General features: G+C 61.0%; 14 protein-coding genes and 2 pseudogenes. 9 read left to right on the forward strand and 7 right to left on the reverse strand.

The window, feature by feature from the left end; genetic code table 11:
- The 5 genes and pseudogenes from FHT70_RS00800 to FHT70_RS00820 all read right to left on the reverse strand — a co-directional run.
- A pseudogene (locus FHT70_RS00800) lies at positions 1-123 on the reverse strand (mandelate racemase/muconate lactonizing enzyme family protein); the annotation flags it as partial.
- 41 nt (positions 124-164) lie between these two features.
- Entirely contained in the window at positions 165-1886 is a 1722-nt protein-coding gene (locus FHT70_RS00805; RefSeq protein WP_183698340.1) for an ABC transporter ATP-binding protein, read from the reverse strand.
- Between the two features lie 7 nt (positions 1887-1893).
- The gene (locus tag FHT70_RS00810) at positions 1894-3015 is read right to left on the reverse strand and encodes an ABC transporter permease (RefSeq protein WP_183698341.1); all 1122 of its coding nucleotides are present in this window, start codon (positions 3013-3015) and stop codon (positions 1894-1896) included.
- Between the two features lie 9 nt (positions 3016-3024).
- Positions 3025-4011, reverse strand: a complete 987-nt coding sequence (locus FHT70_RS00815) for an ABC transporter permease (RefSeq protein WP_183698342.1) — start codon at positions 4009-4011, stop codon at positions 3025-3027.
- Between the two features lie 118 nt (positions 4012-4129).
- Positions 4130-6067 carry an ABC transporter substrate-binding protein gene (locus tag FHT70_RS00820; protein WP_097600582.1) on the reverse strand — a complete coding sequence of 646 codons (1938 nt, stop codon included), beginning with the start codon at positions 6065-6067 and terminating at the stop codon, positions 4130-4132.
- A gap of 366 nt (positions 6068-6433) precedes the next feature.
- Here FHT70_RS00820 and FHT70_RS00825 point away from each other — a divergent pair, with 366 nt between their 5' ends.
- From FHT70_RS00825 to FHT70_RS00855, 8 genes and pseudogenes are all read left to right on the forward strand, one after another.
- Positions 6434-7147, forward strand: coding sequence for a FadR/GntR family transcriptional regulator (locus tag FHT70_RS00825; protein WP_183698343.1), 714 nt, complete (start codon positions 6434-6436; stop codon positions 7145-7147).
- Between the two features lie 21 nt (positions 7148-7168).
- On the forward strand, positions 7169-7999 hold the full coding sequence (locus tag FHT70_RS00830) for an NAD(P)-dependent oxidoreductase (protein WP_183698344.1): 831 nt from the start codon (positions 7169-7171) through the stop codon (positions 7997-7999).
- Positions 7996-8883 carry an SMP-30/gluconolactonase/LRE family protein gene (locus FHT70_RS00835; protein WP_183698345.1) on the forward strand — a complete coding sequence of 296 codons (888 nt, stop codon included), beginning with the start codon at positions 7996-7998 and terminating at the stop codon, positions 8881-8883. The genes FHT70_RS00830 and FHT70_RS00835 overlap by 4 nt, the downstream gene beginning before the upstream one ends.
- A 22-nt stretch (positions 8884-8905) precedes the next feature.
- Positions 8906-9817, forward strand: coding sequence for a dihydrodipicolinate synthase family protein (locus FHT70_RS00840; protein ID WP_183698346.1), 912 nt, complete (start codon positions 8906-8908; stop codon positions 9815-9817).
- A 148-nt stretch (positions 9818-9965) separates the two neighbouring features.
- Positions 9966-10096: pseudogene (locus tag FHT70_RS30160) on the forward strand (ABC transporter ATP-binding protein); the annotation flags it as partial.
- A gap of 255 nt (positions 10097-10351) precedes the next feature.
- Positions 10352-11446, forward strand: a complete 1095-nt coding sequence (locus FHT70_RS00845; RefSeq protein ID WP_183698347.1) for a hypothetical protein — start codon at positions 10352-10354, stop codon at positions 11444-11446.
- A 253-nt stretch (positions 11447-11699) separates the two neighbouring features.
- The gene (locus tag FHT70_RS00850) at positions 11700-12617 is read left to right on the forward strand and encodes a DMT family transporter (RefSeq protein ID WP_183698348.1); all 918 of its coding nucleotides are present in this window, start codon (positions 11700-11702) and stop codon (positions 12615-12617) included.
- Positions 12618-12971: 354 nt separating this feature from the next.
- Complete coding sequence (locus tag FHT70_RS00855) at positions 12972-13964, forward strand: DUF4105 domain-containing protein (protein WP_246721695.1); 993 nt, start codon at positions 12972-12974, stop codon at positions 13962-13964.
- Between the two features lie 74 nt (positions 13965-14038).
- Here FHT70_RS00855 and FHT70_RS00860 read toward each other — a convergent pair whose 3' ends face one another.
- Entirely contained in the window at positions 14039-15286 is a 1248-nt protein-coding gene (locus FHT70_RS00860; protein ID WP_183698350.1) for a DUF763 domain-containing protein, read from the reverse strand.
- 105 nt (positions 15287-15391) lie between these two features.
- On the opposite strand from FHT70_RS00860, the gene FHT70_RS00865 reads away from it, so the two are divergent.
- The gene (locus tag FHT70_RS00865) at positions 15392-16927 is read left to right on the forward strand and encodes a phospholipase D-like domain-containing protein (RefSeq protein ID WP_183698351.1); all 1536 of its coding nucleotides are present in this window, start codon (positions 15392-15394) and stop codon (positions 16925-16927) included.
- Here the strand turns inward: FHT70_RS00865 and FHT70_RS00870 are convergent.
- Positions 16874-17833, reverse strand: coding sequence for a lysylphosphatidylglycerol synthase domain-containing protein (locus tag FHT70_RS00870; RefSeq protein WP_183698352.1), 960 nt, complete (start codon positions 17831-17833; stop codon positions 16874-16876). The two genes, FHT70_RS00865 and FHT70_RS00870, sit on opposite strands and share 54 nt — an antisense overlap.
- Positions 17834-17842: the final 9 nt, after the last annotated feature.

Raw genomic sequence — 17842 nt, forward strand, 5'->3', positions numbered from 1 at the left:
CTAGCGATTGAAATAGCAGTGGCGCGCCACGCGTGTCTGCACGTAGACCTGCTCGTTATAGGTTTCTGGATTGTCGGAACCCGAGGTCTCCGGCACCGGCACGGAGACATTGCCGCCGCTCGGCTGACCGACATGCATGAGAAAAGCTCTGATGCCGGTGATCTTCATCGCTGCGAGCTCCCGTTCCTCAGACTGTCTGGAGCGACATAGCGGAAGCGCCGCGAATGATCGCGGTCCCGTGGATCGGGGCGCGGAATGGCTGATATGAGCGCTTGCGTGTAGGCGTGCTCGGGCGTGCGGCAAACCTTCTCCGCTTCGCCGACTTCGACGAGCTGGCCCTTGTACATGACGCCGACGCGGTCGCACATGTAGCGGATGACGCCGATGTCATGACTAATGAAGATATAGGCAAGCCCGAGCTGATCCTGCAGACGCATCAGCAGATCGAGCACCTGCGAGCGCACGGAGACGTCGAGCGCCGAGGTCGCCTCGTCGGCGACGATGACGCGGGGGTTGAGCGTAATAGCGCGGGCAATGCCGATGCGCTGGCGCTGGCCGCCGGAGAAGGCGTGCGGATACCGCTCGCGCGCCCTCGGATCAAGGCCGACCTGCTCCATCAGGTGGCAGACCCGCTCGTCCAGCGCCCGTCCCTTGGCGATGCCGTTGACCAGCAGCGGTTCGCCGATGATCTGGGAGACGGTCATACGTGGATTGAGGGATCCGAAGGGATCCTGGAACACCATGCGCAACTCGCGGCGCGCGGCGGCAAGCATCTCGCCTTTTGCCGTTGCAAGGTCGATGATGCCGCCATCAGCCCGGCGATAGAGGATTTCCCCGGCGGTTGGATCGAGCAGCCGCATAATCGAGCGACCCATGGTCGTCTTACCGGATCCGCTCTCCCCGACAATGCCAAGGGTTTCGCCCGGCAGCAGCGAAATGGAGACGTCGTCGAGTGCTTTTACCTCGCCGAAATCCATCGAAAGATTACGCAATTGCAGGATCGGCGCCGCCGTCCCATCGAGCGGCGCCCGCGCCAGGCGAATCTCGGCCTTCTGCTCAAGCTTCAGCACGGAGCCGATCAACATGCGGGTATAGTCGTCTTTCGGGGCGTGAAAGATTTGCTCGACCGGTGCATATTCCTTGGCAACGCCATTGTGCATCACAAGCACATCGTCGGCGATCTGCGCCACGACGCCCATATCATGCGTGATGAAGAGAACGGCCATTCCGTTGGCCTTCTGCAGCCGGGCGATCAGGTCGAGAATTTCGGCCTGCGTCGTCACGTCGAGGGCCGTGGTCGGCTCGTCGGCGATCAGCAGCTGCGGCTTGCAAGCGAGCGCCATGGCTATCATCGCACGCTGGCGCATGCCGCCGGAATATTGGAAGGCATATCGATCCAGCGCTTTCTCAGGGGCAGGAATTTCAACCTGTTTGAGCAGCGATATGGCTTCCGCTCGCGCTTCGGCCTTGCTCATCCTGGTGTGAAGGCGAAGCGCCTCGATAATCTGGTTGCCGACAGTATGGATGGGCGACAGCGACGACATCGGCTCCTGGAAGATCATGGCGATATCGCGGCCGCGGATTGCGCGGATTTGGCGCCCGCGCGGATTGAGGCTGGTTAGATTGATCGAGCCGCCCTTCGGATGGTTCAGTGTGATCGAGCCGCCGGCGATGCGACCGGGCGCATCGACGATCTGCAGGATCGAGCGCGCCGTCACCGACTTTCCGGATCCGCTCTCACCGACCACGCAGAGCGTCTTGCCCGGCTCTATTGTAAAGGACAGGTCGTTGACGGCGCGAAAGACGCCGGTGCGCAGCGGGAACTCGACGGTGAGGTTCTTCACTTCGAGCAGCGGCCTGCCGGCAATGGGAACGATGTCGATCATGCCGGCCTCATTTGTTGTAGGGGTCGGCCGCGTCGCGCAGACCGTCGCCGAGGAGATTGAGCGCCATGACGGCGACCACGACGGCGCAGCCCGGCAGGAACAGCCAGGGCGCCGTGGCGATCGAACGAATGTTCTGGGCCTCGCGCAGCAGCACGCCCCAGGAAATGGTCGGCGGCTGCAGCCCGAGCCCCAGGAAGGAAAGAGAGGTTTCGGCCAGAATCATCGCCGGCACTGCGAGGGTGATCGACGCGATAATGTGGCTGGCAAAGCTCGGCAGCATGTGGCGAAAGATGATGCGGCCTTCGCGAACGCCATCCAGTCTGGCGGCAGCGACGAATTCCTCGGTGCGCAACGACAGGAAACGACCACGAACGACGCGGGCAAGCTGGGCCCAGCCGGTCAGCGACAGGATGATCGTGATCATCATATATTGCAGCGTCGCCGGCCAATCCTGCGGCAGGGCCGCAGCCATGGCGAGCCAGATCGGTATCGTCGGCAGCGACAGCACGAAATCGATCACACGCTGCATGAAGAAATCGATGCGGCCACCGTAATATCCGGAGATGCCGCCGATCACGATGCCGAGCATCAACGACAGGAAGACGCCGACGAGGCCGATCGACAGCGACACCTGCGAACCCTGCACCGTCCGGCTGAAGACATCGCGCCCAAGCCGGTCAGCACCGAAGAGAAGCAGCGGCGTCGTCTTGTCGGGCGAGGCGATCAGATGGATGTTGGTGTTGAACAGGCCAAATACGGAATAATCATAGCCACGCCCGAAGAACTGGACATCGATCCGCTTCGTCGTGTCTTCCTTGAAGATGGCGGCGAGCGTTTCCGGATCGCGGGTCAGCTTCATCGGATAGTAATGCAGGCCGAACGAGAACCCGTTCTCGGTATCGATCAGATGCACTTTCTGCGGCGGGTGAAAAGTGGCCCGCGCATTTTGCAGGTTGGGATCGTTGATGGCGAAGAAGCCGGGAACCAGGGCAACGATATACATCAGCACGGTGACGACGAGCGCCACCATGGCGAGCCGATGCCGGCGGAAAGCCCACCAGATCAACTGCCACTGCGATGCGACGGCGGCGCGGTTCGGCTGAATATTTGTAACGGTGATATCGGCCACGTGAGCCTCCTATTCCAGCCGGATGCGGGGATCGACCAGCGCAAGCAGGATGTCGCTGATCAGAGAGCCTATCAGCGTCAGCGCGCAGATCAGCAGAACGAAGGCACCGGCGAGATACATGTCCTGGGCCATCAGCGCCTGTAGCAGCAAGGGGGCGGCCGTCGGCAGATTAAGCACGATGGCAACGACGACAGAGCCGGAGATGAGGTTGGGCAGCAACCAGGCGATCGTCGAGATGAACGGATTGAGCGCGATCATCAACGGATATTTCATCAGCAGCCGAAACTCCGAGAGCCCCTTTGCCCGCGCCGTCGTCACGTAGGGCTTCGGCAGTTCGTCGAGCATGTTGGCGCGCATCACGCGGATGAGGCTTGCCGTCGAGGACACGGCAAGAATGATGACGGGAAGCCAAAGATGCGAGAACAGATCTACCATCTTCTCTAAGCTCCAGGGCGCATTCTCGTATTGCGACGAAAACAGCCCGCCGACATCCTGACCGAATTCGACCGCGGCGACATACATCAGCACCAGGGCCAACAGGAAGGACGGAATAGCCAGGCCGAAGAAGGTGAAGGCGGTGAAGAAGTAGTCGCCGATCGAATATTTGCGGACGGCGGAAAAGACGCCGATCGGCAGGGCGATTGCCCAGGTGGCGATCAATGTCGAAAGAGCGAGAACCAGGGTCAGCGCCATACGCTCCCAGATCAGGTCGGACACCGGCTGCTGCCATTCGAAGGAAATGCCGAAATCGCCGCGCGAGAGGATTCCCCAGATCCATTTGAAATATTGGATGAGCATCGGGTCATCGAGTCCGAAGCGTTCGCGCAATTGTGCCGCGGTGTTCTGATCGACGATTTCGTTGGAAGCCGCCAACGTCGCGATATAGGTCGTGACGTAGTCGCCCGGCGGCAGCTGGATCAGCACGAATGCGAGGAAGCTGACGGCAAAGAGCGATGGAATCATCCACAACAAACGTTTGGCGATAAAGACCAGCATGGGCGCCTCTTGCATTGAGTACCGCCCTCCGGGCCTTACCAGCTCTCATCGCCGGCAAGGCATCTCGGAAGGCGAACCGAAGAAAGCGCCGGACCGTCGGTACGGCGCTCGATCAAAATCAGCTCGTGAAGGTGAACTGCTGCGGCATCGCAGGTCCCGGATTGGGCCAGGACCAGCTATCCGGCTGCTTCTCGGGAACATTGCGCAGATTATTGCGGATGATGCCGAAGCCACCGACGGCGAGGCAAAGTCCGACAGTCTCGAATTCCTCCGCGGCGATGTCGAAGATCTGCTTCATGATCGCGCCGCGCTTGTCGAGATCGGCCGTCGAACGCGCTTCGTCGAACAGCTTCATGCGCATCTTTTGGCTTTCCGGCGGCTCCTCGCCACGCGCACCGTTGGATGTGTACCAGAGCGTCCACGGAATGGCGTAACGCGAACCCTGCGGATGGAAGGCGAAGAAATCACGCGGGTCGAGCATCGGATCGAGACCACCCGGCCCCGGCCACACCTGCGCATCATGGGCATTGTCGTCGCCGCGGGTATAATAGAGCGCCCGCTCGATCGTATTGACCTTCATGTCGATGCCAATCTGCGACCAATGCGTCTTGACCAGCTCCAGGGCATCGACGAGATCGGGATAAAGTGTCGGAATGACGTCGACCGAGAAGAACACCTTTTGACCGTCCGGCCGAAGGCGGAAGCCGTCGGGCCCCTTTTTGTAGCCAGCCTGATCTAGCATCGCGCCGGCTTTATCGACGTCGTATTCGGTGAATTGCCGAGCGTATTTCTCGTGATACCAGGGATGGGTGGGACGCGGCCCCGCCTGATAGGGCTCGCTTTGGCCGAAATAGACGATGTCGATCAGTTCCTGGCGATTGATGCCGATCGAGAGCGCCTGCCGGAAAGATTTGTCGGCAAACATCTTGCGCAGGGCAGGATCTTTATGGGTGATGTTGAAATAGATCTGGCACTGCTGCGAGGCGGAAGGAACGAGCGTCAGCAGTCGATAATCGCCCTTCTGCATGTTCTGGGACAGCGTCGGCTTGTTCGCCAGCACGCTGATGTGACGTTCCTGGATATCGATCTTTCCGGAGATGACGTTCAGCATCAGCGATTCGACATCCTGCGAGATGCCGAAGTTGATCTCATCGATGTAGGGAAGCTGGTTGCCTGCTGTATCGACCTGCCAGAAATAGGGGTTCCGAGCCATGACGACGCGCGTGGCGCCGCCGACATAGGGCTCCTTGACGACCCAGGGATCGAGCGTCGGCTTGTCGACATTGCCCCAGCGCGTCGGGATCTCGATATCGCCGCAGCGGCTGCGGAAGAGCTCCGTCCAGCTGGTAACGCCAGCCTTCTTCGCATCGGCCTCGATGTTGGGATTGTACTTCGGCAAGAACTGGCTGCAGTAATGCTTCGGGAAGAGTGTCGGATGCTGGCCGAGCGGCGTGGCGAGATTTTCGAGATAAAGCGCGTTCGGCGCCGCGAAGGTGAACTTCACCGTATAATCGTCGATCTTCTCGACAGTAACCGGCTTGCCGGCAACGGAGAGCTGCGACGGTGTCGCGCTGTAAAGTTCGGTGTTCTTGACGCAGTCTTCGATCGCAAAAACGATGTCGTCGGCCGTGAACGGTTGGCCGTCGGACCAGCGCACACCTTCGATCAGATGGAAGGTGAATTGCGTCGCGTCGTCGCTGACCTCCCAGCGCTCGGCAAGGTTCGGCTGCACGGCGGTGAACTCCAGATTCCAGCGCACGAGGCTCTGGTTGCCGACCATGCGCAGGATGCCGTTGTGGTCGGATGAGCCGCGCAGGCCGCGGCGCAGCGTGCCGCCATAGGTGCCGACCTTCTCGAACGGCGTGACGACCATCGGCTTCTTCGGCAGGCGCTCGGTAAGAGGCGGCAGTTTGCCGTCTTTGACCAGCTGAGCCAGCGCAGGCGCTTCGCCGCCAGCCGCGAAGGCGCGACCGGCGATGGACAATGCTGCAGCACCAGCCATGCCGCCGAGAACGGCGCGGCGGGTGACACCGCGAGACAGAAATTCATTGGGCATCGATTCCTCCCCTTTATGCCGGTACAGGCTATTCCCGGCTGGTGCGGCGGGCTCCCGACCGCCATTTTGCGCCCTCCTCGGCGCTAGGACGAAACCATAGACACGTTCTCAAATGATTACAAGAGTTGACAGATAATTACAGATTCTATAGCGATGTAATATCGAACCAGGCGCCAAGCCATTGGAACTTCTACCGTGACTGGCAGATGAAGCTCAAGCTGTCAGATGCTGTAAACGGGTTTTATCACGGCCGGCGACGGGGCGACGCCATGCCGTCGCATGGTCTGGAAGGCATATCCGGCTTCTATTCGCCGGAAGAGCCGATGGGGGTGAATTTGCCACTTGGCGGGAGAGAAAAGAGCGATAATGTCGTTTGCAGTCGATGCCGTTTCTAACCGGGGTGCAACACGCTTCAGCGATATCATCTACGAGAAGATCGTGGAAATGATCGCGGACGGCCATTTTCCGGTTAACGAGCGGCTGCCGTCGGAAACAAGGCTAGCCGCCGATTTCGGCGCATCAAGACCCGTCGTGCGTGAAGCGCTCGAACGCCTGAGGGCCGATGGTCTCGTCGTTTCACGCAAGGGCTCCGGTTCCTATGTCCGGCAACGGCCGGATTCGTCGATGCTGAAAATGGTCCCGGTCGGCTCGCTCGCCGATGTCCAGCGGTTCTTCGAATTCCGCGCCGGCCTCGAGGCAGAAGCTGCAGAGCTTGCCGCGCGAAACTGGCAGCCGGCCGACAAGGAGCGGATCACCGAGGCGCTTCTTGCCATCGAGCAATGTCTGAAGAACGGCGAACTCGGCGCCGACGAAGACCAGGCCCTGCACGATGCGATTGCGATGGCGACGGGCAATCAGTTTCACATCACCGTGCGCGAATGGTTCAAGCCGCATTTCGCCATCGGCCATTCCGTAACGCGAAGCCTGAGCCTGAAACGGACCCCGGAGCAGATCCGCAGCGTCCAGGACGAGCATGCGGTGATCGTCGAGGCGATCTTCGCACGGCGGGAAACCGAAGCGCACGACGCGATGAAGAGACACATACTGAATGCGCGCGCCCGCATGTTCCAGGGGGTTTGAGCGACAATGGGAGGAAGGACGATGAGACGGATCGCGATGACGGGCGCCGCCGGACGTGTCGGGACGCTGCTGCGCCCGTTTCTCCGGCAGCATTTCGAGCATCTCAGACTCATCGACATTCATGAGCCCGAGGAACTGGCCGAGAATGAGAGCTTCGTCCGTGCCGACCTGTCGAAGCTCGACGAGGCCACGGCCGCTTTGCGCGGTGTCGACGGGGCCGTTCATCTTGCCGGCATCGCCAGCGGTGTCGACATGAATGCCATTTTGCAGGCCAATGTGCTCGGGACGTACAATCTCTACGAAGCGGCTCGGATCAACAAGGTCGAGAGGATGGTATACGCCTCGAGCAACCATGCCACGGGTTTTTACCCGCGCGGCCAAGTCATCTCGCCGCTCGATCCCATGCGGCCGGACAGCCCCTACGGACTTTCCAAATGCTGGGGCGAACTGGTGGCGGGTCTCTATTACGACACATCGGGCATCCGCTCCCTTTCCATCCGCATCGGCAACGCCGGCACCTACCCGAACAGCGAGCGCTCGATCGCGATCTGGATCAGCGCCCGCGATCTGGCGCAACTGGTGCTGATCGGCCTCACCCACCCGCAGATCGCCGCAACGGTTGTTTACGGCGTTTCCGATACCGACACGAAATGGTGGGACAATGATCTGGCGACGCGGCTTGGTTACCAGCCGCAGGATCGGCCGCGTGATCACGCCCGTATCGAGGACCGAGCGGAGGGGCGGGTCGCCCTTGCATTCCAGGGCGGCGGTTTCTGCGAATTCAATCACGACGGCAACATCCGCATGCGCGATGCCGAGGGCCTCGTCAAAGACCTGGAGAAAATCTCGTGACGGCGCCCCGGCTCATCGAGCCGAAGGCTCGTTCGGTCCTGCAGCAACCGCTAACGGTCGGTGAATCGCCCGTGTGGGACGAGGAGACCGGGGCGCTCTGGCTCGTCGATATCCTCGCGCCGGCGGTGATCCGGTGCTCGGCAGACGGCAAGGTGGAGCGCTTCGACATGCCTTCCGCGGTCGGTAGTCTTGGACTTTGCCGCGACGGCCGGATCGTTGTCGGCCTCCGGACCGGCGTCCATCTCTTCGATCCCGTGTCCCGTGATCTCCAATTTTTGTGCGATCCGGTCGGACGCGAGATGATCGGCCGCCTCAACGACGGCAAGGTCGGGCCGGACGGCCACTTCTGGGTCGGCTCGATCAGCGAGGCCAAGCCGCAGGTGAATGACGCGGCGCTCTTCCGTGTCGGGCCCGATGGCAGCACGCGGACTGCGGCAACGGGGCTGACGAGTTCCAACGGCCTTGCCTGGTCGCCGGACGGCCGGCGGATGTATCACTCCGACAGCCGGCAGTGCTTCCTCCAAGTCTTCGATTTCGATCCCGAGACGGGCGAACTCGGCGAGGCTCGGCAGCTGCGCAGTTTCACCGAAGAGCAAGGCCGTCCCGACGGGGCGACCACCGATCGCGACGGGTTCTATTGGAGTGCCGGCGTCTCTTCCGGCCGTCTCAACCGGACATCGCCCGAAGGCGAAATCGTCGAAATCTACATTCTGCCGGTCGCAGCGCCGACAATGCCGTGTTTCGGAGGGCCTGATTTCAGGACCCTCTACGTCACGAGCCTGTCGACAGACCGAACCGGACGTTTCGAGGCTGGCACGGTCATCGCCTTCGACGTGGATGCGGAGGGCCTGCCGCCTTTCCGCTTCGCCAAACAATCATCCTGATGGAAAGCGACGGGGGAGAAAAATGAGCATCGCGATCATGCGCAAGGCGCTTAGGGGCGTGTCGGGCGTTCCCGTCACGGCTTATGACGCCGGGGGCGAAGTCGAGGCCCGGATTACCGCGAAGGTTTATGAACGGGTAGCCGCGGCCGGCATTCACAACATCGTCGCAGCCGGCAATACCGGGGAATTCTATGCCCTGACGCCGCAGGAGATCCGGATCGTCCACGAGGCGGCGGTTTCGGGCGTCGACGGCCGCGCGCCGGTGACGGCGGCCATCGGACGGTCGCTGCGCGAGGCGATCGGCATGGCCAGGGATGCAGCCGCGATCGGCGCCTCCGCCGTCATGTCGCATCAGCCCGTCGATCCTTTCGCGGCACCATCGGCCCAGATCGATTATTTCTGCAATCTCGCCGATGCATCCGCCCTGCCGCTCGTCGCTTACGTCAGGGCCGAGGGTTTCACCGTCGCCGAGATCGTCCGCCTCGCCAACCACGGCAATATTGCCGGCATCAAGTTCGCCACGACTGATCTGATGCTGCTGTCGCGGGCGATCCCCGCCGCCGATCCGGATGGCGCGCTATTCGTCTGCGGCCTGGCGGAGAGCTGGGCGCCGACATTCACCGCAGCCGGCGCGCGCGGCTTCACCTCAGGCCTCGTCAACGTCGCCCCGAAGCTTTCGCTCGCCGTCCACGAAGCGCTTGAAAAAGGCGATTTCGCCGCGGCGAGAGCGATCGTCAACAAGCTTGAACCCTTCGAGCGGATGCGCACCAAATTCCGCAACGGCGCGAACGTCACCGTCGTCAAAGAGGCCGTCACCTATTCCGGCCTCGATGCTGGCCCGGTGCGCGTGCCGGGATTGACGCGGCTCGACGCGCAGGATCGCGACGAACTGCATCGGCTGCTTCGAGGCTGGGAGGCCGAAGGCGATATCTAAACAGACTGGCGGGACGTCAAGGCAGCGGGCTGAATTCGAACATCATTCCCACACCCCTATACGCATGGGCTGCCGGCTTCCCTGCCGAAGATCGAGTATCCGCCGACCCGGCTGCCGATCCTGAAGCGCGATCCCGATTTCGCAGTGGAGCCGCGTCGCCATCATGGAAACGGGTGAGATCGTCGAACAGGTCTATATTGAAGCCTTGTGAAAGGCGCGGTCGAACATCCCTATTCGCTACGCTTGCTGCGGGCGAGCCCTATGTATGGTCGGGTCTAGCTCTCCTCCTCTTCCAGAGAAAAGCTGGCAGTCCGCTTCAGCCTCAGTGCACAGTCCCCAATGGTGACCGCCCGCGTAGCTCCATAGTGCCCTCAGTTTTTTGTGAAGAGGTGCCGGCCTCGAGAGACAACCAGAGTGACACTTGACCCGCGCACAATGTATCAATGCGATCATTACCGCGAAGCTGTCACCCGCTTCGATTAAAATTCTTATCGGGCGCATTCTCAGCCTCAATATTCGAAAGACGTCATTCTCGTGCCTGCCCTCGTTCTTCCCAGCCGCCCTTTATCGCTTGCACCTGGTGTGATCTCCACGCCGCGGGCTTACTTCTGGGCCACTCCCGTCATCGCGGCACTGGCGGTGTTTATAGTCACCTGGCAAGCGCCCGGCGTCATCAGGGATTTTCAGATCAGCCAAAATCCGTTTGCCCTTGAGAACGGTGACGTCCAAAGCGGGAGATGCACGACACGCAAGCTCTTCTTTACCGACTGTGAGGCGCGCCTCGTCTACAATTACGACGGCCGCAAATACGACACGGAAGTCGAAGTGATGTTCGTCGATTTTCATACCGGCGACTATGAAGCCGGCGTGGTGATCTCGGCCGATCATCCGGAATTGGCGACAATGAGCCTCGGTCTGGACAAGCTCTGGAACCGGATCATAACCCTCACCGTATTTGCCCTGTTTCTTGGCAGCATGAGCCTTGGAACACTATTCCAGGCCCTGCGGATATGGAGGGTCAAACGGCATCTGCGCCAGCCGGCGTTCTTGGATACCATACCGGTGGAAATTGCTGCGTTTCATCGCAAGCGCAACATTCTTTCCGTCACCTACAATGACAAGATCGCCAACGGTCGGACTGGTCGATCAGCCTACACCCAGATGAAGGGAGGTCAGGAGCCTTTGATTGTGGGGGAGGCAAACGGCAAAGCCGTGGGCTTGGCGGTCCGGCATGGCAGGACAGCGCTGCCAGTGCTTCTGGATGATCGTCTGCAGCGTATTGGGCTGACGGATGACGAGCGAAAGGTTGCGCTTGCGCAATTCTCCCAGCACGGCGGTGGCCAGACTGTGCCGGTCTTGATCGGCAAGCGCGGAAAAACGATGTCAGTCGCGGGCCGGCTGCGGCTATTTTTCGGCACCCTCTTTTTGATCCTGGCCGGCTTCATCGGTTTCTGGCTTTGGTATGTGACGAGTGCCAGCACACCTTTCCAGTCGCCGGGGATGGATATCAACAATCTCATGCCGACACCATTGAACAAATGGGGATGCATTCAATTGCGGAAGCGGTTCGGCCAGGATCGAGCTCCGTTCGGATGCGTTGCTGACGATTACACAAGCTGGAAATACTGAAGACAGGCCGGGCCTCCCGCTCGCGCTCAACCTGACGGACACTGGCGCAGTTTGGCCAGCATAGAGCGCCGTGCGTCCTTCGGACGCACGATGGACGCTCTAATACTATAGTAACGCATCGTGTTTTCCGAAAACCGATTCCGCCTTTCGAACCTATGCGCTAATGCAGCGCAGGATGGTTGACATCGGCAGCGTTAGGGTCGAATCCGCACCTGGCCGCGCACGCGCGGCCGTTTTTGCGAGGATGCGAGAGATGAAGACGAAGGCGGCTGTCGCCAATGCCGGAAACCTGATCATGACGGGCGTCGCGCTGATGCTGCTCGGGGATCTGCTGTTTGCGCTGAACGATGCGATGGGCAAATGGCTGGTGGCGAGCTTTGCCGTCGGCCAGGTGCTGGTGATCCGCTCGGTCGGGGCCTTCATCGTGCTCGGGCCGATGATCCTGGGGCAGGGACCGATGGCGCTCATCCGCGTCGAGCAGAAAGGCTTGCAGTTCATGCGGGTGGTCTTGGCGACTGCCGATGTCGCGATGTTCTACGCGGCCGTCGCCTATCTGCCGCTCGCCGACGTCATGACCTTCTACATGGCCGGGCCGATCTACATCGCGGCGCTCTCTCATTTCTTTCTCGGGGAAAAGATCGGCTGGCGCCGTTGGCTCGCTGTTCTGGTTGGCTTCGCCGGCGTCGTTATCGCACTGCGCCCTTCGACTGCGATGCTGTCGCTTCCCTCGCTCTTCGGCCTCGCCGGCAGCTTTTCCTTCGCGCTGTCCCTGGTGATGAGCCGCTACCTTCGCTCGACCAGCGACACGACGCTGGTGACATGGCAGACGGTCGCCGCCCTTGCCACCGGCATCGTGCTCAGCATCGGCAACTGGCAGCCGGCAACATCAATCGATTGGGCCGGCATGCTGCTGCTCGGCATCGTCGCCACCTGTGCGCATCTGCTCATCACCCGCTCGCTCAAGCTCGCGCCGGCGTCGCTGCTGGCGCCGCTGCAATATACGCTGCTGCTCTGGGCGATCGTACTGGGCTACATCTTCTTCAATGATATTCCCGATATGCAGATCATCATCGGCGCCGCAATCATCGTCTTTGCCGGCCTGTTCATCTTCCACCGAAGGAACCTGAAGGAGACAGTGCCGGCTGAAGCCGTCCCCCCGGACGGGCATTGACGAACCGGATCGGCGTCTTGCCGGGAAGGATCATCTCTTGCTGACGCCGCTCCGACGGGCAAGGACCTATTGCCCCGGATATATTCGACTGTCGTCAGCACGTAACACCCTTTTGTTTTGTCCGATACGGACTGGACAAGCGTCCTCGGTTCAAGACAGATTGTTCTGCCCGTCACGACAGCCGCGTCTCCGGATAAATACGCCTTCTCGGCCCTCGTCACATGCCCGGGACATCGAATTCATCGATTGACCTTCAACCAAGGCTAGGAAGGCGTCATGAGTTTCAACAACAGCCAAAGTGCATCAAGATCTGCAGGCCGCGGACGGCGGCAAGCGCCCCTGCTCGTTCGCATAATGTTCTGGGCTGCAAAGGCTGTCTTCTGGTTAGCGTTTCTGCTGGCGACCATATGGGCCTCTCTCGCGCTATTTTATCGTCTGCCTGTTTCCCTGCCGATCCGACAGGTCGCAGCAGGAGTCCTCGCATCGGTCGGTGTAGCCGCGGCAGTTTCCATAATCTGGAAGCCACGCTCCTTGGTTATCCTTCCTTTCGTCCTTTGCTTTGCAGGCATCGCCGTGTGGTGGAACTCAATCAAGCCGCCGGTGGCGGCCGACTGGGCGGGAGACGTCGCCAGGCAGGTGACAGGCACGGTCAACGGCAACATCCTCACGCTGACCAATGTCAGAAATTTCACCTGGAAAACGGATGGCGGTTTTGTGGAGAAATGGGAGTCGCGCACCTACGACCTGAACACGCTCAGGAGCCTCGATTTGTTCATGTCATATTGGGCAGGGCCTGAGATGGCACACATGATCCTGAGTTTCGGGTTCGACGACGACCAATACCTGGCATGGTCGATCGAAGTGCGGAGGACGGCGGGGGGTAAATTCTCTCCGATCGGCGACCTCTTCAAAAGCAATCCCCTCGTCATCATCGCGGCCACCGAAAGCGACGTCATTCTTGTTCGATCCAACATACGCGGCGAGGACGTTCAGCTTTTTCGCATGGGCGTTCCGCCGGCCAATGCCACTCGCCTTCTCCTGCAATATGTGAGCGATGCGAACACGCTCGCCGAACACCCGCGCTTCTACAACTCGCTCACTACCAACTGCACCACGACTGCCGCCAAAATGATGCGGGCAGTCGGCGCTGCATTTCCGTTCGATTGGCGGCTGATCGTGAACGGTTACCTTCCGGAATTCGCCTATGACCGGAAAGCACTCGACATGAAGCTACCTTTTGAGGAGTTGAAAGCGGCGGCGCATATCGCCGCACGGGCAAAAGGTGCCGGCGCCTCCGACGATTTTTCGAAAGTGATCCGTGAGGGTGTGCCTTCACCGGGCGATTGAACAGCGCATCGGCCTGAAAATCCGAATCGATGGCATGATGCCGCCCGAAATCGCTGAGACATTGCCGCCATCGCCTAATCCTCACCCCCGGGAGGCTCCCAGCCGAAGACGCTGCGGCCGCCGAAATCGGCGGATTGGCGGAATTCGCCGGCGATGATCTCTTTGAGATCGGGACCCGTGACATAGCGTTCCATCTGCCGCGATTGCTCGTCCAGGCGCTTCAGCGCCTGCAGCTCCTCTTCACGCCCGAGCCTGCCCTTCAGCACCGCCGATTTCATCACGCCGATCGTTTCGTCATAGACCTTGAGCGGTACCGGGAAGGGATGGCGATCCTTGCCGCCATGGGCGATCGAGAAGCGCGCCGGGTCGGAAAAACGGCAGGGCGCGCCGTGTACCACTTCCGCCACCATCGCCAGCGCCTTTACCGTGCGGGCGCCGACGCCTGGTACGAGGAGCAACTCCTGAAAATCCACCGGCCCGCGGTCGGCCGCTGCCGCCAGATTTCCATGCAGGCGGCGCATGTGGACATCGCTCTCGCGCACGTCGTGATGAGCGGGCATGATGAGATGCGGCAGCATCGGCTGTGCAGCGGGTTGGGGCGCCGGCTCCTCCACACGCATCAGCGCGGCCGCCTCGCGGATGATTCTGTCGGGGCCGAGGGTCGCGAGCAGATCCAGCTGGCCGCGCCGCGAGCGCTCTGCGCGTTTGTCGGCGAGATTGATGATTTCGCCCTGGCTTCTGCCTTCAATTGCCGCATGCGGCGAGTCGACGAAACTTTCGAGCCCTTCGGAGAGCCAGTGATAACGCCGGGCCTGACGCCGGTCACCGTTCATGCCCTGCTGCACCACCACCCAGTGGCCGTCATCGGCGACGATGAAGCCGTGAAGATAAAGGTCGAAGCCGTCCTGAAGCGCGGCGCTGTCGACCTTGGCGATGAGGCGGCTCGTCGTCGCAAGCCCCTCGCCGTCGAGACCGACGCGCCCGCCGATCGAGACGAGCTCCTGCGGGGTTCTGCGCGAATGCGCCCCGCGTCCGCCGCAGACATGCAGGCCGAGCTCGCCGGCGCGCGGCTTCAGCCCGCGCTTCAATGCACCGAGAACGCTTGTCGTAATGCCGGAGGAATGCCAATCCATGCCCATGACCGCGCCGAAGGACTGGAACCAGAAAGGGTGGGCTAGCCGGCGCAGGAATTCATCGCGGCCATAATGATGAACGATCGCTTCTGTGATCAGCGTTCCCAGCCGCGTCATTCGGTCGCCAAGCCAATGCGGCACGCGTCCCCCGTGAAGGGGAAGGTCGGCACTGCCTGCTCGTCGTGACATTTCTTTTCCTACATCTTCTATGCCGGTCCGCCCCGGCAGCAGCGTCCTGATCGGAACCGCGCGAAATTTCAGGCGTTTGCATTCAGTCAAATCGCAGAGGCAAACATGACCGCACTTCAAACCATGTCCGATCAACCGTACCTAACCCGAACAAAAGCGCAACATCCGAGCGGCGAAAAAGAGGGATCTACGGCATTGCGGCTCCAGGGACGTGCGGACAAAGCCGCCTTTCTGATCAATGGCAACACATATTTCACCGAAGTCTCGCAGGCGCTGCGGCAGGCCCGCCGCAATGTGTGGATCATTGGGTGGGATTTCCATCCAAACATTCGGATGGAGCCCGAAAAGTCCGACGAAACCTTGGCCGACCTGCTGCATGCGCTGGCAGCGGAAAATCCCGAGCTCGAAATTCGCATACTTATCTGGACGCTTGGGCCGATCTATTCGGACAAATCGATCGATCTGCTTCGAAAGAAGAATTTCCCCAAAAATGCCAGAATCGATTTGCGTTTTGCTCTTCAAGGGGCGCTGCGCGGCTGTCATCACCAAAAGCTCGTCTGCATCGACGACGCGGTCGCCTTCATCGGCGGGATAGACCTGACGGCGCGGCGATGGGATACGAGGCGTCATCGCGCCAAGGACAGGCTGAGGCGGGACCCCGAGGGTACCCCTTACGATCCGCTGCACGACGTGCAGGCGATGGTCACGGGCTCCGCCGCCCGGTTGATCGGCGATATTGCCAGGCGGCGCTGGGAGGAAGCCACCGGCGAAAAGCACCTGGCGCTCGCCGACAACATGCCGTTCGCCTGGCCGGATACCCTTTCCGTTTCGCTGCGGGACGTCCCTGTGGGTTTCGCCCTGACAGAGCCGGCGACCACCTGGCGTAGCGGCATCAGCGACGGCATCGCCTCGACCTTGGAGATCATCGCCCGAGCCCGGCGCCAGCTCTACATCGAGGCGCAATATCTCGCCTCCTTCCGGGTTGCCGACGCCATCGCCGCTCGATTACAGGAAAGGGACGGGCCGGAGGTGGTCGTCATCTGCACGCGCAGCTCTCACGGACTGATCGAAAAGCTCGTCATGGGCGGCAATCGCGACCGTGTCATCCGCCGCCTCAAACGCGCCGATCGCGCCAACCGCCTGCGGGTCTACTACCCCGTCGTGCCCGGGCCGAAAGTGCCGGGGCCTGAAGCCCCCCGGCAGTCAGCGCAGGCGGACAGCGAAGTTGAGGTGCTCATCCATTCGAAACTGATGATCGCCGACGACGAGCTGGTCCGCATCGGCTCTTCCAATCTCAACAATCGTTCGGAAGGGCTTGATTCGGAATGCGATCTGCTATTCGAGGCTGTAAACGCAGACCATCGTCGCGCCATTTCGGAGCTGCGCGATCGGCTGCTGGCGGAATATCTCGGGACGGCCCCCGAGACTTTTGCCGTCGCCTTCGGGCGAAGCGGCTCGATGATCGGGGCGATTGACGCGCTGAACGGTGGCGCTCGCGGCCTCAGGGAATTTGCCGTCGAATTGTCAGGCAGCATCTCGCCGATCACCGGCACCGCGATCTTCGACCCGGCCCGGCCCTTCCTCCTCTTACACCGACTGGGCCTCGGCGCTCTCGTCCGCCTCTTCACCCGCACCGCTTGAGCGCCGGAAGATGAGTTCGATGCTCAGGAGAAGCGTCGTGCCGAGCGCCAGCGGGATGAAAAAATAGGCGCAGCGGAAGGCGATCAGCGCACCGATCGACGCCTCCTGCGGCACGACATGGGAGACGGTCGCTTCCAGCACGCCGAGACCGCCGGGGACGTGCGTCGCAAGGATCGCCGAATTTGCCAGCACGTAAGCCGTAACCGACCGGAAAAAGGCAACGTCGCCGAAGGTCGAAAGCATCTGGTGCAGGCAAGCGGCCACCAGCATGAAGTTGACTGTCCCGACGCCCACCTGCGCCACGGCGATCGAAAAGCGTGGCAGTTGAAACGACCAGCGCCAAAGCCGCAGCTTGCCGCGGACGAAAAACGCCAGGCCCGCATAGACCACAGGCACGATCAGGGCCAGCACCCCGAAGATGCGGACGCTTCCCGCATCGGCGCGCATGAGGCGTGCCGCGTCGGACGGATTAATGATCAGCGCAAGACCGCCGAGCGTGACGAGCCCAAGTCCGACGGTGACGCCGCAAAACAGGATAATCTTCGCCACGTCCTCCGTCGTCAGCCCCCAGCGCGAATAGTACCGATAACGGAAGGCGCCGCTGCTCAGGCCAGCAAAGCCGATATTATGGCCGAGCGAAAGGCTGATGAAGGATGCGAGCACGATTTTGCGATAGGGCAAGGATTTGCCGAGCGAACGGATCGCCAGGAGATCAAAACAGCTGAGGCAGAGATAGGATGCCGCCGCGAAGACGAGCGCCGTGAGGAAGGTCGAAAGAGGAATGCTTCGAACCGATTGAACGATCTCATCGAGGCTATATTGCTGGAAGATCCGGTAGAGAAGAAAGACCGCAAGACAAAGGGCAGCCACGAGCAGTCCGTTCATGATAATGCTTTTCAAGCTCATCGATCATCC

The sequence above is a fragment of the Rhizobium sp. BK049 genome (assembly GCF_014193135.1).
Classification (GTDB): Bacteria; Pseudomonadota; Alphaproteobacteria; order Rhizobiales; family Rhizobiaceae; genus Rhizobium.

Excerpts from the sequence above, each read along its gene's own strand:
- FHT70_RS00815 (WP_183698342.1), bottom strand. The coding sequence starts at position 4,011 with ATGCTGGTCTTTATCGCCAAACGTTTGTTGTGGATGATTCCATCGCTC.
- FHT70_RS00865 (WP_183698351.1), top strand. The coding sequence starts at position 15,392 with ATGACCGCACTTCAAACCATGTCCGATCAACCGTACCTAACCCGAACA.
- FHT70_RS00825 (WP_183698343.1), top strand. The coding sequence starts at position 6,434 with ATGTCGTTTGCAGTCGATGCCGTTTCTAACCGGGGTGCAACACGCTTC.
- FHT70_RS00850 (WP_183698348.1), top strand. The coding sequence starts at position 11,700 with ATGAAGACGAAGGCGGCTGTCGCCAATGCCGGAAACCTGATCATGACG.
- FHT70_RS00805 (WP_183698340.1), bottom strand. The coding sequence starts at position 1,886 with ATGATCGACATCGTTCCCATTGCCGGCAGGCCGCTGCTCGAAGTGAAG.
- FHT70_RS00830 (WP_183698344.1), top strand. The coding sequence starts at position 7,169 with ATGAGACGGATCGCGATGACGGGCGCCGCCGGACGTGTCGGGACGCTG.
- FHT70_RS00820 (WP_097600582.1), bottom strand. The coding sequence starts at position 6,067 with ATGCCCAATGAATTTCTGTCTCGCGGTGTCACCCGCCGCGCCGTTCTC.
- FHT70_RS00855 (WP_246721695.1), top strand. The coding sequence starts at position 12,972 with ATGTTCTGGGCTGCAAAGGCTGTCTTCTGGTTAGCGTTTCTGCTGGCG.
- FHT70_RS00870 (WP_183698352.1), bottom strand. The coding sequence starts at position 17,833 with ATGAGCTTGAAAAGCATTATCATGAACGGACTGCTCGTGGCTGCCCTT.
- FHT70_RS00860 (WP_183698350.1), bottom strand. The coding sequence starts at position 15,286 with ATGTCACGACGAGCAGGCAGTGCCGACCTTCCCCTTCACGGGGGACGC.
- FHT70_RS00840 (WP_183698346.1), top strand. The coding sequence starts at position 8,906 with ATGAGCATCGCGATCATGCGCAAGGCGCTTAGGGGCGTGTCGGGCGTT.